Source organism: Pseudazoarcus sp. NS20 (assembly GCF_059703745.1).
The window spans coordinates 535,613-550,936 of the sequence record NZ_BAAKIY010000003.1; the positions used below are offsets into that span (position 1 = coordinate 535,613).

The window sequence follows — 15,324 nt, forward strand, 5'->3', positions numbered from 1 at the left end:
CGGCCGTGCGCCTTTGGCAGACGGTCGTTTCGCCCGGCGCCGGCTCACGATAGAATCATCAACATTTCCCACTGCGGACGAAGGGTTCTCTGATGCGTCACCTCCTGGCTGGCCTCGCGCTTGGCTGTATGTTCACCGTGCAAGCGTCTGCCGCCCCTTTTGGCTTCGAAAACGTCATTGAAAGAGCCCGGACGCTTTCGGGCGAAACCTACAACGCCCCGCCCACCGTACCGCGCTTCATGCGCGACATCGGGCACGAGGCTTACCGCAACATTCGTTTCGACCCTGCACGCAGCCTGTGGCGCGAAAACGATTCGCGCTTTCAGGTACAGATGATCTCGGCCGGCCACATGTACGCACACCCGGTGGCCATCAACATCGTTGAAGCGCAAGGCGTTCGCCGCGTTCAGTATCAGAAGAGCAACTACACCTTCGGCAACGCCGACATCGAACGTCGCATCCCGGCCGACCTCGGCCATGCCGGCTTCCAGATCGCCTTTCCGCTGGCCAGCGGTCGTGAGCACATACCGTTCATTTCATTCGCCGGCGCCAGCGCTTTTCGCGCCGTCGGGCGCAACAATGTCGGCGGTGCTTCGACGCGCGGTGTAGCCGTCAACACCGGCTTGATGGCCGGCGAGGAATTCCCCGCCTTCACCGAATTCTGGCTCGAGCGTCCGGCACCTGATGCGCCTGCCATGAAGTTCTACGCGCTGCTCGACGGACGCTCCCTGGCTGGCGCCTACCAGTTCACCGTCTGGCCGGGCGACCCCACGCGCGTTCAGGTGGACGCCGTGCTGTTCCCGCGCGGCGGCATCGAGCGCCTGGGCATTGCGCCGATCACCGGCATGTTCTTCCATGGCGAGAACACCGGCCGGCCGCCCGGCGCCTGGCGCCCGGAGGCGCATGATTCCGACGGCGTGCTGATCAACGACGGCAAGACCGGCGAGTGGCTGTGGCGCCCGCTGATCAATCCGTACTCGCTCCAGGTCGACAGCTTCCACACCGAGAACGTGCGCGGTTTCGGCCTGCTGCAGCGCGACACTTCATTCGCCAGCTACCAGGACATCGCCGCAAGCTTCGAGCGGCGTGCCAGCGCGTGGGTGGAGCCGCGCGGCGATTGGGGCAAGGGCCGCGTCATGCTCGTGCAGTTGCCCACCCCCGACGCCACCAACGACAACATCATGGCGTTCTGGACACCTGACGCCGCCCCGCAACGCGGCCAGCCAATTCGCCTCTCGTATCAGTTGAGCTTCGGCAGCCCGGAAGTCACGCGCAGCCCGCTCGGGCGCACCGTGAACACCTTCGTGGGAGACGGCACGGTAACCGGCGACGAAGCCGGCACCTACCGCTTCCACATCGACTTTGCCGGCGGTGCGCTGGAAAAGCTGCGCCCGCGTGCAGCGGTCACGGCCAACGTCTCGGCCGGTGACGATGGCCAGGTGCTGGAGCATTTCGTCGAGTACAACGAAGCCATTCGCGGTTGGCGCCTGTCGGTGCTGGCACGCCCGGCCAACGGGCGTGCGCTGTCGCTGCGCGCCTTCCTGCGCGAAGGCGAAAACACGGTCAGCGAAACCTGGTCGTACATGCTGCCCACGCGCAACGACGTGCAGCGGACGGCCCGCTGAACATGTCGAGAACACTCGTCGAAGAAGCCGTTTCGCGCGTCATGCACTATCTGACCAGTGCCGGCGTGACACCCACGCCGGACGTCATGCGCGAGGCGCTGGTGATGATCACCGAAGTGCTTGAAGAGGCCTCGCCTATCGGGACGCCGGACAGCACGGCACTCATTGCTGAGGCCATGAACCGCCTGCCGGCTCGCTTCTCGCTGCCCGACCCGCTGTTGCCCCCCGCAAGCCCGCCGCTCGAGCGCGGCAGCATCTATTACGGCGAAAGCTGATGGACCAGAGCGAACTCGTTAACCACGCCGGCGACGAACGTGCGCCGCGCTCGCGCATGCGCTGGCGGCTGATCGCCAACCTCCGCCGTTTCATTCTCACCTCCATCGTGCTGACGCAGACCGTCTTCGCCACTGAGGTCATGCGTCAAGTGCTGCCGTACAAGGGCGGCAACTGGGTGGAGATCGGTCTGATCGCGCTTTTTGCGTTGATGTTCACGTGGATTTCGGTCGGCTTCTGGATGGGCATGACGGGCTTTTGGCTGCGCCGCTTCGGCGGCGATCGCCGCTCGCTGCTCAAGCGCCACCCTCTTGCAGAGCTGGACGCCACCACCCTTGCCCGCACCGCCATCGTGATGCCGGTGTACCACGAGCCGGTGGAGCGCACCCTCGGCGGGCTGCGCGCAATCTACCGCTCGCTCGAGCAGACCGGAAAGATCGCCCACTTCGACTTCTTCATCCTCTCCGACAGCCGTGCTCCGGGCTACTGGATGGCCGAGAAAGAGGCCTGGTACCGCATGTGCGACGAGTTGGGTGCGGCCGGGCGGCTTTTCTACCGCCGTCGCTCGCTCAACATGAACTACAAGAGCGGCAACATCGCCGACTTCCTGCGCCGCTGGGGGCGCCGCTACGAGTACATGATCGTGCTCGACGCGGACAGCCTGATGGAAGGCGACACGCTGGTGAAGCTGGTCCAGCTGATGCAGCTCGAACCACAGGTGGGGCTGATCCAGACCAACCCGGTGCTGGTGAACGCCAAATCGCTGTTTGCCCGGGCGCAGCAATTCGCCAACCAGGTGTATGGTCCGCTGTTCAGCACCGGTCTGGCCGCCTTCCAACTTGGCGAGGCCGCCTACTGGGGGCACAACGCCATCATGCGCACGCGCGCATTCATGGCGCATTGCGGCCTGCCCAAGATGCGTGGATTCGGGCTGTTCAAGGGCCCGATCGCCAGTCATGACTTCGTCGAATCGGCCTACATGGCGCGCGCAGGCTACGAAGTCTGGCTGGAACCCGGCCTGGGCGGCTCGTTCGAAGAGTCTCCCCCGACAGTGGTGGATGAACTTACCCGCGACAAACGCTGGGCCAAAGGCAACCTGCAGCATCTATGGGTGTTGCTGACCACGCCCAAGCTGCGCTGGGCGCATCGCATGGCGTTCATCAACGGAATCATGTCTTACTGCGCTTCGCCGCTGTGGCTGGCGTTTCTCGCGCTGTCGACGATCAGCGCGGCGCGGCTGGTGCTGAAGCCCATCGAGTATTTCCCTCAGGCCCATAGCCTTTTCCCGCAATGGCCGCAGTGGAACCCGCTGACCGCATTGATGCTGGTTGCTTCCACGCTGTTCCTGCTGTTCTTCCCGAAGATTCTGGCGATTTTCGACGTGATGCTGTCGCGCCGCCGCAAGGCACACGGCGGCTTCTTCCGCATCACCTTCAGCGTGCTTTTGGAGATGGTGGTATCCACCCTGCTCGCCCCCATCCGCATGCTGGCGCACAGCCGCTACGTCATCGAAGCCATCTTCAACGTCTCACTGCGTTGGGCCGGCCAGAACCGCGGGGATGAGACCTCGTGGGGCACCGCATTGGCCAACCAGGCACCGGGCTCGATCCTGGCGGCAGGTTGGGCAGCCTTCGCCTGGTGGCTCGATCCGATGTTCTTCTACTGGTCGCTGCCGGTGGCGATTCCGCTGATTCTTGCCGCACCGACCTCGGTGCTGTTCAGCCGCACCGGCGCTGGCGACTTCCTGCGCCGCATGGGCTTGTTCCTCGTGCCGCAAGAGCGCCACGGAAGCCGTCTCATCGAAGACCTCGAGACCGGTGCGCCGTTGGGTCCGCGCCAGAGCGATGACGACACCAGCGCGTTTGTGGAAGCCATCATCGACCCGGTGCTCAACCGCATGCACGCCGATGCGGCACGCGGCCGTGCGTCCGGGGCCAAGCGCGAGCACCTGCGGCATCTGTGCGGGCGCTGCATGCTCAACGGCCCCGGCGCGTTGACACCCAAGCAGCTCTCGCTGCTGGCGCATGATCGCGAATCCCTGCAATGGCTGCATCAGGCGGTCTGGCGTGCGCCGCGGGACTCGTTCTGGGGTCATGAACTGCATACCCGCAGCTGTGCCCTCTGAGGCTGCTGGCGTGACCAAAGCGTGGTTCGTCACCGGTACCGACACCGGCATTGGCAAGACTTTCGTGACGTGCGCCCTGCTGCGCGGCGCGGCAGCACGAGGGCTGCGGGCCATCGGCATGAAGCCTGTGGCCGCAGGCGCCGACCTGATCGACGGCCGCATGATCAACGAAGACACTGCGCAACTGATCGCCGCGGCAAACGTTCGCGCAGCCGAAGCCCTGATCACGCCGTATTGCCTGCAAGCACCGATTGCCCCGCACCTGGCGGCCGGCGATGAAGGCATCAGCTTCTCCTTCGAGCACATCGCCAGCGCACTGCAGCAACTGCGCTCGCAAGCCGATTGCGTTTTCGTGGAGGGCGCGGGCGGTTTGATGGTGCCGCTGGATGCCGAGCGCGATTACGCCGATCTGGCGCTGGCGCTGGACTTGCCGGTGATTCTGGTGGTGGGAATGCGCCTGGGCTGCATCAATCACGCCTTGCTGACCGTAGCCGCCTTGCGCTCGCGCGGCCTGCACCTGGCCGGCTGGATAGCCAACTGCATCGACCCGGCCATGCTCCGCCTGGAAGACAACCTTGCCAGCCTCAAGCAGCGTATCGATGCACCGCTGCTCGCCGTCATCCCCTACGGCGACACTACCGCTGAAATCGAGGTCGGCTAGGCCTTCACTGCCCGCTGGCGCACCTGCTCGAACAGGCACACCGCTACCGCGGCACCGACATTCAGCGACTCGACCACACCCGGCATGGGAATGCGCACGCCGTGTGTTGCCAGAGAGGCGACGGCCTCTGACAGCCCTGCGCCTTCGGCGCCAAATAGCCACGCCACCGGGCCGGAAAGGTCTTGCGCGTACAAAGAGGGCGTCGCAGCTTCCGGCAGCGTCGCCACGATGGCACCGGAGAAGCCGCCCAGCACGACGGGAATATCCACCCGCTCACGAATGCGCAAACGGAAATGCCCGCCCATGCCGGCCCGCAGCACACGCGGCGACCATGCTTGCGCGCACCCGTGGCCGAGCAACACGTCTTTCACTCCAGCCGCGGCCGCCGTGCGCAAAATGGTGCCGAGATTGCCCGGATCCTGCACACCGTCAAGCACCACCAGAGTGTCGCTCAGCGGTGCCGCCGGCTGAGCCGGCGTATCGATGACCGCAAGCAAGCCCGAGGGCGTCTCGACCGGGCTGACCTGGGCAAAGATCGCATCGGGCAACAGACAGGTGGACACGTCTTCGCAAGCATCGATCAAGGCGATGATCTCGGTGCGCGCCATGCCCGACTCGCTCACCGCCAACTGCTGCAGCAGCACGCCCGCGGACAGCGCCGCTTCCACCAGATGCGCGCCGTCGAGCACGGTCTGACCACTATCGCGCCGCTCACGCGGCGAATCGGCCAGCGCCCGGAGGCGTTTGACGAGCGGGTTATCGCGTGAAGTGATGTGCTTCAAAACAGCGCCAACCCGAGCGTTGCTGTGGCGATGGTGAGCAGCGCCAACACCAGGTTGACGGCTACGCGATGGCGAATGCGTCCGAGCGCTGCAGCGCCGTTGGCCCAGTCTTCCACGGCGACGGCGCGCTTGAGCGCAGGCCACGGGCCGAACCAGATCGACACGAACACGGCCACCATGACCAGCCCGAGCAGCATCATGACGTGCCATGCCGTCGGTGCATTGCCGAAACCGACAACACCCAACTTGCCGAAGCCGCTCAACAAGATCACCACGATGCACGCCCACACCAGAGGAAAGAAGCGCGACAAGACGCCGACCCACAAGGGCAGCCGCTGAGCAGGCGGTAGCGCCACTGCAGCCGGGCGCAAACAGAAATACAACAGGGCCATGCCGCCCACCCAGATGACGACACCGATCAAATGGGCGAACAGACCGAAGTGCTGACTCATATCAATCTCCGAACAAGGTGGCCTGCGCGATCAGCTCGCGCACCGGACCAAAGCTTTTGCGGTGGCATGCAAGCACGCCGTGAGCGCGCAATGCCGCGAGATGTTCGGGTACAGGATAGCCCTTGTGGCGCGCGAAACCGTACGCCGGATACGCGCGATCCAGCTCGACCATCGACGCGTCGCGCACGGTCTTGGCGAGAATCGACGCCGCGGATATCTCCATCACCAGCGCATCCCCACCGACGATGGCTTCGCACGGCAGGCTCACGTCAGGGCAACGATTGCCATCCACCTTGACGATGTCGGGCTGCATCGAGAGCGCCGCGACGGCGCGCGACATGGCCAGCATCGAAGCATGCAGGATGTTCAGGCGATCGATCTCTTCGACGCTGGCTTCCGCCACGGCCCACGCCAGAGCCTTGGCACGAATCTCCTCGGCCAGGCGTTCGCGACGCTTGGCCGAGAGCTTCTTGGAGTCGTTCAAGCCGGCAATCGGGCGCGCGGGGTCGAGAACGACGGCCGCAGCCACCACCGTTCCGCATAACGGCCCCCTGCCCGCCTCATCGACGCCGCAAACCAGCAAGCTCACCGCGCGGCCTCGACGCCATCGAGGTAAGGCGCAATCGCCTCGGCCGCACGGCTGGCCGTATCCTGACGCAACTCAAGATGCAACTCGGTAAAGCGTTCGGCCAATCGGGCACACGCCTCCGGGTCATTCAGCCAGCCATCCAGCGCATCCGCCATTGCCTGCGGCGTGGCAGCATCCTGAATTAACTCAGGCACCACAGTTTCGTTGAACAGGATGTTGGGCAAGCCGATCCATGGCAGGTAGGCCATGCGCTTCATCAGGCGGTACTGCCACTTGCCGATGCGGTAGCAGATTGCCATGGGCCGCTTGAGCAGCGCGGCCTCGAGGCTTGCCGTGCCGCTCGCCACCAGCACCACATCCGCCGCCGTCATGGCATCGACAGCGTGCCCGAACAGGATGCGCAACCGCAGTTCACCGGCATCGGCCTCACGCACGGCCTGCTCGAAAATCTCGCGTGTGGCGCGCGTGGCCAAGGGCACGAGAAAAACCGCATCCGGATGACGCTCGGCAAGCAGCTTCGCGGTTTCGACGTAAAGCGGCGCGAGATTGCGCACCTCCGACTCACGGCTGCCGGGCAACATGGCAATCACGGTGGCGTCGGGCCGAAGCACCAGCCGCTCGCGCATGCCCGCCTTGTCCGGCTCCACCGGGAATACATCGGCCAGCGGGTGCCCGACGAAACTCACCGGCACCCCTGCACGCTCGTACAGAACCGGCTCGAACGGAAACAGGCACAGCATGTGCGACACCGAACGCGCGATGCCGCGTATGCGCCCGCCGCGCCATGCCCAGATCGACGGGCCGACAAAATGAATGGCCGGCATGCCGGCCTCGCGCACGCGGCGCTCCAACCACAGGTTGAAATCAGGTGCATCCACGCCGATGAACGCATCCGGCCGCTCGGCCAGAATGCGAGCCAGAAGACCACGACGAATGCCCGACAACTCGCGGTAGCGCCGCAAGGCATCAACGTAGCCATGCACCGCAAGACGCTCGCACGAAACCAATGCCTCGAAACCTTCGCGTTGCATCAAGGGACCACCGATGCCGAAGAACTCGGCGTCGGGGTAACGTGCCCGCAGGGCGCGAATCAGGTGACTGGCAAGAAGGTCGCCGGAGGCCTCTCCGGCGACCATCGCAATGCGCTTGGGCATGATTTCAGCGGACGATGCCGCGTGAAGAAGTCGCGATGAATTCCTGGAACGGCACGACCTCAGCGGCACCGGCAGCGATCTCTGCGATGGCCTGACGTGCCTCGTCCAGACTCATGCCGGAACGGTACAGCGCGCGATACGCACGCTTGATGGCGGCAATGCCTTCGGCACTGTAACCACGGCGGCGCAGCCCTTCGCTGTTGATGCCATGCGGCTTGGCCGGATTGCCGGCCACCGTCACGAACGGTGGCAAATCCTGCAGCAATACCGTGCCCACGCCGCAGAAGCTGTGCGCACCCACACGAACGAACTGATGCACGCCCGTGAAGCCGCCCAGAATGGCCCAATCGCCAACGTGCACGTGGCCGGCCAGCGTAGCGTTGTTGGCGAAGATGGTGCGGTCGCCCACCACGCAGTCATGCGCGATATGCACGTAGGCCATGATCCAGTTGTCGCTGCCCACGCGGGTCGCACCGGCATCCTGCGCGGTGCCCACGTTGAACGAGCAGAATTCGCGAATGGTGTTGCGATCACCAATTTCGAGCCGCGTCGGCTCGTCGTCGTACTTCTTGTCCTGCGGCGCGGCGCCAAGCGAGCAGAACTGGAAAATCTCGTTGTCGCAGCCGATGCGTGTGCGCCCTTCGATCACCACATGCGGCCCGACACGCGTGCGATCACCGATCTCGACGTGCTCACCGATGATCGAATACGCGCCGATCTGAACGTCGGCCCCGAGCTTGGCGCCCGGATGAACGATGGCAGTAGGATGAATCATCACTTGGTCTTGATCGCACACATCAACTCGGCTTCAGCCGCAATCTGGCCGTCGACGCGGGCGACACCCTTGTATTTGTAGATGTTGCGTTTGCTCTGCAGCGTCTCGACATCGAAAATCAGTTGATCGCCCGGAACCACCTGACGCTTGAAACGCACGGCATCGATGCCGGCGAACAGCACCACGGAGTTTTCGTCCGGCTTCACGCCCAGGCTCTTGAACGACAGCAGCGCTGCAGCCTGCGCCATGGCTTCGATGACCAACACCCCCGGCATGACCGGATGGTTCGGGAAATGCCCCGGAAAGAACGGCTCGTTCATCGTCACGTTCTTCAGCGCGAGAATGCGCTTGCCGTCATGAATTTCCAGCACGCGATCCACCAACAGGAAGGGATAGCGGTGCGGCAGGTATTCCAGAATTTCGTTGATGTCCATCATGGCTTCAGGTGTCCGAACGCTCGGCAAGGAGTTTTTCAAGGCGGCGTACTTTATCCGCAAGATTGTCGAGGTGACGCAGATGCGCGAAATTGCGCACCCAATCGCCATGCTGTTGGAGCGGCAAGGTCGCGGTATACACACCAGGCTCGCGCACCGACTTTCCGACCAGCGTCCAAGCTGAAATCACGACATCGTCGGCGATCTCGAGGTGGCCCGAGATACCTGCCTGCCCGCCGATCAGGCAACGCTTGCCGATGGTCGTGCTGCCCGCCACACCCGCGCAGCCAGCAAACACCGTGTGGTCGCCAATGCGCACGTTGTGGGCGATCTGCACCAGGTTGTCGAGCTTCACGTCGTTGCCGATCACCGTGTCGCCCATGGCGCCGCGGTCAACCGTGGTGTTGGCGCCAATCTCGACGTCATCACCGATCAGCACCCGCCCGATCTGCGGAATCTTGACCCAGCTACTGTCGCGCTCGCGCGCGAAACCGAAACCGTCCGCACCGATCACCACACCGGAGTGGAGGATGCAGCGCTGCCCCACCACGCAGTCGTGGTAGATGTTGACATTGGCGTAGAGCACCGTGCCGTCGCCGATCTGCACGCCGTCACCCACGTGACAGCCCGCGCCGATCACGACGCCTTCACCCAGCGAAACGCCCTTTCCTACAACTGCACCCGCAGCGATGCTGACCGAATCCGGCACCTCTGATTCGACCACCGCCGAGGCCGCCACCCCGGCCGCTGGCAGTCGTGGCGGATTGAGCAATTGCGAAACCCGTGCGAAATACACGTACGGATCGGGCGTGACGATGCGCGGCAACTCGGTGCGTTCGCGCGCGGCCGGCGCGAGAATAACCGCGGAGGCATTGCATGAAGCGAGTTGTGATGCGTACTTGGGATTCGCGAGAAAGCCAATGCTGCCCGCATCGGCATTCTCGAGCGTGGCGACGCGCTCGATCAGTGTCGAGCCGTCTCCTTCAAGTTCTCCGCCGAAGCGGGCGATGATCTGGTCAAGCGTGAACATACGGCCGCCATCACCGGCCGTTCGCGAGAGCCTTGATGACTTTCTCGGTGATATCGACCTTCGGGCTGGCGTAAACGGCTTCCTGCAGCACGACATCGAACTTCTCGGCTTCGGCAACCTGCTTGATCGCAGCATTGGCACGATCGAGCACAGCAGCCAGCTCTTCGTTGCGGCGCTGATTGAGATCCTCTCGGAACTCACGCTGCTTGCGCTGGAACTCGCGGTTCATGTCGTTGAACGAACGCTCTTTGTCACGACGCTGCGACTCGCCCATGGTCAGGGCATTACGCTCCAGATCTTCCTGCAGCGTTTGCAGCTCGCGCGCCAGACGCTGCAGCTCTTGATCACGCTGCTCGAACTCTTTCTCCAACCGCTGTTGCGCGCGGACCGCCGGAGCCGCTTCACGCATGAGGCGATCGGAATCGACAAAACCGATTTTCGCCTGCGCAGCAGCAGCCAACGGGAATGCACTTGCGAGCGCTACCAGAACAACGGGAATTACCTTGAATTTCACTTAAAACCTCCGGGATGCCGCCACTCGGCGCTCAGAACACCGAACCAAACTGGAACTGGAACCGCTCAACTTCGTCCACCGACTGCTTCTTGATCGGGAAACCAAGACTGAACTTCAGTGGCCCCAGCGGAGAAGACCACGAAAACGCCACGCCGGTACTGTAGCGCATGTCCTTGAACTCGAAACTGGTGTCCTCATCCCAAATGTAACCGGCGTCGAAGAACACCGATGCCCGGAATGAACGATCCAGCCCGGAACCGGGCAACGGGAAATAGTACTCGGTGTTGGCCACGAGCATGCGCGTGCCACCGATCGGATCATCGTCGGTGGTCCGCGGGCCGATCGAGCTCTGCTCGAAGCCACGTACCGAGCCGATACCGCCCGCATAGAAGTTCTTGTAGAACGGCACCGGCTTGCCGCCCCAGCCTTCGGCAATGCCAACATCCATGTTCAGCATCAGCGCTTCGCTGGAACGGATCGGAAGCCAATACTGATACTGATAGTTCAGGCGAGAATAACGCAGTTCGCCCGGCGGAATGGCCGTTTCGAACCCCACACGCTGGAAAGTGCCGGCACGCGGGTAGATGAAGCTGTCACGCGTGTCGCTTGACCAACCAGCGGTAAACAACAGGCTGTCGACCTCTACTGTGCCGACGCCAGCCGGGCCGGAGCAACCGAAATCGCGGCAGAAATCCTTGTACAGATCCGGACTGTTCGAGAAGGTCGTGATTTCGGTGCGATCAACCGCCAGGCCGAAGTTGATGCGGTCGTCTTCGCCGATCGGATAGCCGAGGCGGATACCCGCGCCCGTTGCCACCGACTTGTAGCGCGCGATGCTGGTGGTGCGCGACGGATCATACGTGCGGCGATAGACGTCGTAGCCAAGGCTCATGCCGTCCACCGTGAAATACGGGTCGGTGAATGACAGGGAGACCGTACGACCCGAACGCGACGTGTTCAGGCCGACACCAAGCGACTTGCCCGAACCGAACAGGTTGTCCTGCGAAACGGACCCTGACAGCACGATGCTTTCCGAGCTGGAGAAGCCCAGACCCAGCGCGAGGTTGCCGGTGGGACGTTCTTTCACGTTCACGTTCACGTCGATTTGATCGGTAGAACCCGGCACAGCCGGTGTCTGGATCAGCACTTCGTCGAAGTAGCCCAGGCGCTCGACGCGAGTGCGCGAACGACGGATCAATTCAGCGTCGTACCACGCGCCTTCCATCTGGGTGACTTCACGGCGCACAACCTCGTCGCGGGTGCGCACGTTGCCGCCCACGTTGAGGCGGCGCACATACACCCGCCGGCCCGGATCCACGAAAATGGTAAAAGCCACCTCACGCTTCTCGGCATCGACTTCCGGAGCGGCGTTGACGTTGGCGAAGGCATAGCCTTCGTTGCCCAGACGGTTGGTTACCGCGTCGGTGGTCTCGGTCAGCTTGGCGCGCGAGAAGATGTCGCCCGGTCGCAAGGTTGCGAGCTTGAGGTATTCCTCTTCCGGCACGATGAGATCACCGGCGAAGCTCATGCCGGACACCGTATAGCGCTCACCCTCGGTGAGGTTCACAGTGATGTAGATGTCGCGCTTGTCCGGCGTGATCGAAACCTGCGTGGAATCGATGTTGAAATCGAGGTAGCCCTGATCCAGATAGAACGAGCGCAGATTCTCAAGGTCGGCAGAGAGCTTCTGGCGCGAATACTGGTCATTCTTGGTGTACCACGTCAGCCAGCCCGGAGTGCGTGACTGAAAGACTCCGAGAAGCTCTTTCTCCTTGAACTTCTCGTTGCCGATGATGCTGATCTGGCGAATCTTGGCGACCTGCCCTTCGGTCACGGTGAAGTTGATGCCGACGCGGTTGCGCTCCAGCGGCGTCACCGTGGTCACGACTTCAGCAGAGTACTTGCCACGCCCGAGGTACTGGCGCTTGAGCTCTTGCTCGGCCCGCTCCAGCAAGGAACGATCGAAGGTGCGCGCTTCAGCCAGACCGATGGCACGCAGGCTGTCCTTGAGCGCCTTGCTGTCGAATTCCTTGACGCCGACGAAGGTGATGTCGGCGATGGCCGGGCGTTCATCGACGAGCACGACGATGACGTCGTCTTCAACGTCGATGCGTACGTCACTGAAGAAACCGGTCGCGAAAAGATCGCGAATCGCGCTGGAAGCCTGCTCTTCGGTGAAGGTGTCACCCACCCGCACCGGCAGGTAGTTGAATACCGTGCCGGCTTCGGTACGCTGGATACCCTCGACACGAATGTCCTTGACCGTGAACGCGTCAAAGGCCATCGCCGGGCTGGCAACAAAAAGGGCTGCCACCAGCCCGCTCAATAGTTTCAATCTCATTACGCTCTCAACCGGGAATCAGCCGCATGATGTCGTTGTAAAAGGCAAACACCATGAGCGTCGCCAGCACGATCAGACCAAACTGTTGGCCAAGCTGCATGACTCGCTCGGACACCGGGCTACCCTTCAGAATTTCCACCACATAATACAGTAAATGCCCGCCATCCAGCACCGGAATGGGCAGCAGGTTGAGCACCCCCAGACTGATGCTGATCAAGGCCATGAACCCGAGGTAGTGAGCCAGACCAAGCTTGGCTGTTTGCCCCGCATAATCGGCGATCGTGACAGGTCCGGAGAGATTCTTCCACGAGACTTCACCGATGAGCATCCGCCCGATCATCTTCAGCGTCAGCACGCTGGTGTCCCAGGTTTTGACGGCTGCTCGCTGAAGCCCTTCGAGCGGCCCGTAACGCACCACCGTGAACATCTGATCACGCAACCCCGGCACATCGGAGGCAGACACACCAATGCGCCCCACCGTGCGGCCATCCACCTGATTTTCGTCTGGCACGAGCGACAGCGTGATGCGCGCATCGTCACGCACGATCACAGCCGGCATGGAGACGCCGGCACGATCGCTCACGGTCGCCACCAGTTCATCCCACGATTCGAGGGGGATTCCGTTCAGCTCCACGAAACGGTCACCGGGCTGCACCCCGGCGCGCGCCGCGGCGCTGTTGTCGAGCACATTCCCCACCACCGGGGGAATCACCGGACGCCACGGCCTGAGGCCCACCCTGGCGATCAGATCTTCGTCCGAGTCATCCACGCTGACACCGCGAAAATCGAGGGTCAAGTGATTCACCCCGCCACTCTCGCCGCGCACCACGACATCCGCCTCGCGGCCATCGAGCACGGCCCGCAGCATGTGCCAACGCAGGTCGGACCAACTCCGAACGCCGGCCCCGTCGATGGACATTACGGTATCGCCCTCGCGCACGCCGGCTTGCGCCGCGATGGAATCCGTAGCCTCCACCAGCGCAACACGCGGGCGCAGCTCTTCCGTACCGGAGGCGAACAGCCCCCAGTACAGAACGATCGCAAGCAGGAAATTGGCGAGCGGCCCGGCGGAGACGATGGCGAAACGACGCCACACCGATTGGCGATTGAATGAACGCGGCAGATCGCTCTCGGCAACGTCGCCTTCACGCTCGTCCAGCATCTTCACGTAGCCCCCCAGCGGGAAGGCAGCCAGCACCCATTCGGTGCGATCACGCCCCACGGACCACTTGAGCAGCGGCCGACCGAAGCCGACAGAGAACCGCAAGACCTTTACGCCGCACCAGCGCGCCACAAGATAGTGGCCCAACTCGTGAATGAAGATCAGCACGCCGAGCGCGATGACGAAGGGAATGATGTATTCGAGAAGGTTCATCTACGTTGGCGGGCCGCAATAAACTCGTGCGCGATCTCGCGCGCACGTCGGTCGGTGTCCAGAATCGAATCGATCGATTCGACCGGGAGCGCACCGGCGCGTTCCAGCGTGTCGGCGATCACCGCACAGATCGCCCTGAAGGGCAGACGACCGGCCAGGAACGCCGCCACGGCCTCTTCGTTGGCTGCATTCAACACCGCAGCCCCGCAACCTCCCGCGCGCAGCACATCGTACGCCAGCCCGAGGCACGGAAAACGCTCCAGATCGGGTTCCTGGAAGGTCAGCTGACCGATACGGAACAAGTCGAGGCTGCTCACGCCTGCTTCGATTCGCTCCGGGAAGCCCAAGGCATGCGCGATGGGCGTGCGCATGTCCGGGTTTCCGAGCTGAGCGACCACCGAGCCATCCACGTATTCGACCATCGAATGGATCACGCTCTGCGGATGAACCACCACTTCGATGCGCTCGGCCGGGGCCGAAAACAGCCAGTGAGCCTCGATCACCTCGAGCCCCTTGTTCATCATCGTGGCCGAATCCACCGAGATCTTCCGCCCCATCACCCAATTGGGGTGGGCACAGGCCTGCTCGGGCGTCACGGCATCGAGCTCGCTCACTGGAACATCCCGGAAGGGTCCGCCCGAAGCCGTCAGCAGGATGCGCCGCACCCCTGCCCCGTCCAAATTGCGGTAAGACTCCGGCAAGGCTTGAAACACCGCATTGTGCTCGCTGTCGATGGGCAGCAGCGTCGCCCCGCCTTCACGCACGGCCTGCATGAACATGGCGCCGCCAAGCACCAGCGCTTCCTTGTTGGCGAGCAGCACCCGCTTGCCGGCGCGTGCCGCAGCAAGCGTTGGCGCCAGCCCGGCTGCTCCCACGATGGCAGCCATGACCACATCAGCGTCGGCATGGCCCGCGACCTGTGACAGCGCCGCCTCGCCATGCAGCACTTCGGCCCGGCACCCAGCCGCACGCAAACGCATCGACAAGGAATGCGCGTCATCTGCACGGTCGACTACCGCGTAACTGGGGGAAAACTCGAGACATTGCTCGTACAGGCGATCAATCTGGCGATGCGCGGTGAGCGCAAACACGCGAAAGCGCTGCGGATGACGTGCCACGACGTCCAGCGTGCTCACACCGATCGACCCGGTGGCCCCGAGCACGACCACATTCTGCACGACCGACTCGCTCATC

General features: G+C 63.2%; 15 protein-coding genes. 4 read left to right on the forward strand and 11 right to left on the reverse strand.

All coding sequences use genetic code 11. From position 1 onward, the window contains the following. Nucleotides 1-92: 92 nt before the first annotated feature. The 4 genes from AC6H0W_RS11265 to bioD are packed head-to-tail and all read left to right on the forward strand — an operon-like array spanning nucleotide 93 to nucleotide 4,684. Nucleotides 93-1,625, forward strand: coding sequence for a glucan biosynthesis protein G (locus AC6H0W_RS11265; RefSeq protein WP_497577249.1), 1,533 nt, complete (start codon nucleotides 93-95; stop codon nucleotides 1,623-1,625). Nucleotides 1,626-1,627: 2 nt separating this feature from the next. Further along, nucleotides 1,628-1,900: a hypothetical protein gene (locus AC6H0W_RS11270; protein WP_497577250.1), complete on the forward strand. Its 273-nt coding sequence runs from the start codon at nucleotides 1,628-1,630 to the stop codon at nucleotides 1,898-1,900. Further along, the gene (mdoH, locus tag AC6H0W_RS11275) at nucleotides 1,900-4,023 is read left to right on the forward strand and encodes a glucans biosynthesis glucosyltransferase MdoH (RefSeq protein ID WP_497577251.1); all 2,124 of its coding nucleotides are present in this window, start codon (nucleotides 1,900-1,902) and stop codon (nucleotides 4,021-4,023) included. Before AC6H0W_RS11270 ends, mdoH begins: the two co-directional genes overlap by 1 nt. A 10-nt stretch (nucleotides 4,024-4,033) precedes the next feature. Next, complete coding sequence (bioD, locus tag AC6H0W_RS11280; protein ID WP_497577252.1) at nucleotides 4,034-4,684, forward strand: dethiobiotin synthase; 651 nt, start codon at nucleotides 4,034-4,036, stop codon at nucleotides 4,682-4,684. Here the strand turns inward: bioD and AC6H0W_RS11285 are convergent. From AC6H0W_RS11285 to ispC, 11 genes are read right to left on the reverse strand one after another with little or no spacing between them, the layout of a single operon-like run. Next, complete coding sequence (locus tag AC6H0W_RS11285; RefSeq protein ID WP_497577253.1) at nucleotides 4,681-5,466, reverse strand: TrmH family RNA methyltransferase; 786 nt, start codon at nucleotides 5,464-5,466, stop codon at nucleotides 4,681-4,683. The genes bioD and AC6H0W_RS11285 overlap by 4 nt on opposite strands. Further along, entirely contained in the window at nucleotides 5,463-5,918 is a 456-nt protein-coding gene (locus AC6H0W_RS11290; protein ID WP_497577254.1) for a CopD family protein, read from the reverse strand. The genes AC6H0W_RS11285 and AC6H0W_RS11290 overlap by 4 nt, the downstream gene beginning before the upstream one ends. Before the next feature lies 1 nt (nucleotide 5,919). Next, a complete protein-coding gene (rnhB, locus tag AC6H0W_RS11295; protein ID WP_497577255.1) occupies nucleotides 5,920-6,507 on the reverse strand; it encodes a ribonuclease HII in 588 nt (195 codons plus the stop codon). After that, a complete protein-coding gene (gene lpxB / locus AC6H0W_RS11300; RefSeq protein ID WP_497577256.1) occupies nucleotides 6,504-7,661 on the reverse strand; it encodes a lipid-A-disaccharide synthase in 1,158 nt (385 codons plus the stop codon). The genes rnhB and lpxB overlap by 4 nt, the downstream gene beginning before the upstream one ends. Before the next feature lie 4 nt (nucleotides 7,662-7,665). After that, nucleotides 7,666-8,436 carry an acyl-ACP--UDP-N-acetylglucosamine O-acyltransferase gene (gene lpxA / locus AC6H0W_RS11305; protein WP_497577257.1) on the reverse strand — a complete coding sequence of 257 codons (771 nt, stop codon included), beginning with the start codon at nucleotides 8,434-8,436 and terminating at the stop codon, nucleotides 7,666-7,668. Next, a complete protein-coding gene (fabZ, locus tag AC6H0W_RS11310) occupies nucleotides 8,436-8,870 on the reverse strand; it encodes a 3-hydroxyacyl-ACP dehydratase FabZ (protein WP_497577353.1) in 435 nt (144 codons plus the stop codon). The genes lpxA and fabZ overlap by 1 nt, the downstream gene beginning before the upstream one ends. Nucleotides 8,871-8,877: 7 nt before the next feature. Continuing rightward, nucleotides 8,878-9,900: a UDP-3-O-(3-hydroxymyristoyl)glucosamine N-acyltransferase gene (gene lpxD, locus AC6H0W_RS11315; protein WP_497577258.1), complete on the reverse strand. Its 1,023-nt coding sequence runs from the start codon at nucleotides 9,898-9,900 to the stop codon at nucleotides 8,878-8,880. 10 nt (nucleotides 9,901-9,910) lie between these two features. Further along, the gene (locus AC6H0W_RS11320; RefSeq protein ID WP_497577259.1) at nucleotides 9,911-10,414 is read right to left on the reverse strand and encodes an OmpH/Skp family outer membrane protein; all 504 of its coding nucleotides are present in this window, start codon (nucleotides 10,412-10,414) and stop codon (nucleotides 9,911-9,913) included. A gap of 31 nt (nucleotides 10,415-10,445) precedes the next feature. Then, on the reverse strand, nucleotides 10,446-12,755 hold the full coding sequence (gene bamA / locus AC6H0W_RS11325; protein WP_497577260.1) for an outer membrane protein assembly factor BamA: 2,310 nt from the start codon (nucleotides 12,753-12,755) through the stop codon (nucleotides 10,446-10,448). Nucleotides 12,756-12,762: 7 nt separating this feature from the next. Further along, complete coding sequence (gene rseP, locus AC6H0W_RS11330) at nucleotides 12,763-14,130, reverse strand: RIP metalloprotease RseP (RefSeq protein WP_497577261.1); 1,368 nt, start codon at nucleotides 14,128-14,130, stop codon at nucleotides 12,763-12,765. Next, nucleotides 14,127-15,323, reverse strand: a complete 1,197-nt coding sequence (ispC, locus tag AC6H0W_RS11335) for a 1-deoxy-D-xylulose-5-phosphate reductoisomerase (protein ID WP_497577262.1) — start codon at nucleotides 15,321-15,323, stop codon at nucleotides 14,127-14,129. Before ispC ends, rseP begins: the two co-directional genes overlap by 4 nt. Between the last annotated feature and the right edge of the window lies 1 nt (nucleotide 15,324).

Bases quoted from the DNA above. Each gene is read 5' to 3' on its own strand.
- lpxD (WP_497577258.1), bottom strand. From the start codon at position 9,900: ATGTTCACGCTTGACCAGATCATCGCCCGCTTCGGCGGAGAACTTGAA.
- AC6H0W_RS11270 (WP_497577250.1), top strand. From the start codon at position 1,628: ATGTCGAGAACACTCGTCGAAGAAGCCGTTTCGCGCGTCATGCACTAT.
- AC6H0W_RS11290 (WP_497577254.1), bottom strand. From the start codon at position 5,918: ATGAGTCAGCACTTCGGTCTGTTCGCCCATTTGATCGGTGTCGTCATC.
- AC6H0W_RS11265 (WP_497577249.1), top strand. From the start codon at position 93: ATGCGTCACCTCCTGGCTGGCCTCGCGCTTGGCTGTATGTTCACCGTG.
- mdoH (WP_497577251.1), top strand. From the start codon at position 1,900: ATGGACCAGAGCGAACTCGTTAACCACGCCGGCGACGAACGTGCGCCG.
- bamA (WP_497577260.1), bottom strand. From the start codon at position 12,755: ATGAGATTGAAACTATTGAGCGGGCTGGTGGCAGCCCTTTTTGTTGCC.
- fabZ (WP_497577353.1), bottom strand. From the start codon at position 8,870: ATGGACATCAACGAAATTCTGGAATACCTGCCGCACCGCTATCCCTTC.
- rseP (WP_497577261.1), bottom strand. From the start codon at position 14,130: ATGAACCTTCTCGAATACATCATTCCCTTCGTCATCGCGCTCGGCGTG.
- ispC (WP_497577262.1), bottom strand. From the start codon at position 15,323: ATGAGCGAGTCGGTCGTGCAGAATGTGGTCGTGCTCGGGGCCACCGGG.
- lpxB (WP_497577256.1), bottom strand. From the start codon at position 7,661: ATGCCCAAGCGCATTGCGATGGTCGCCGGAGAGGCCTCCGGCGACCTT.
- lpxA (WP_497577257.1), bottom strand. From the start codon at position 8,436: ATGATTCATCCTACTGCCATCGTTCATCCGGGCGCCAAGCTCGGGGCC.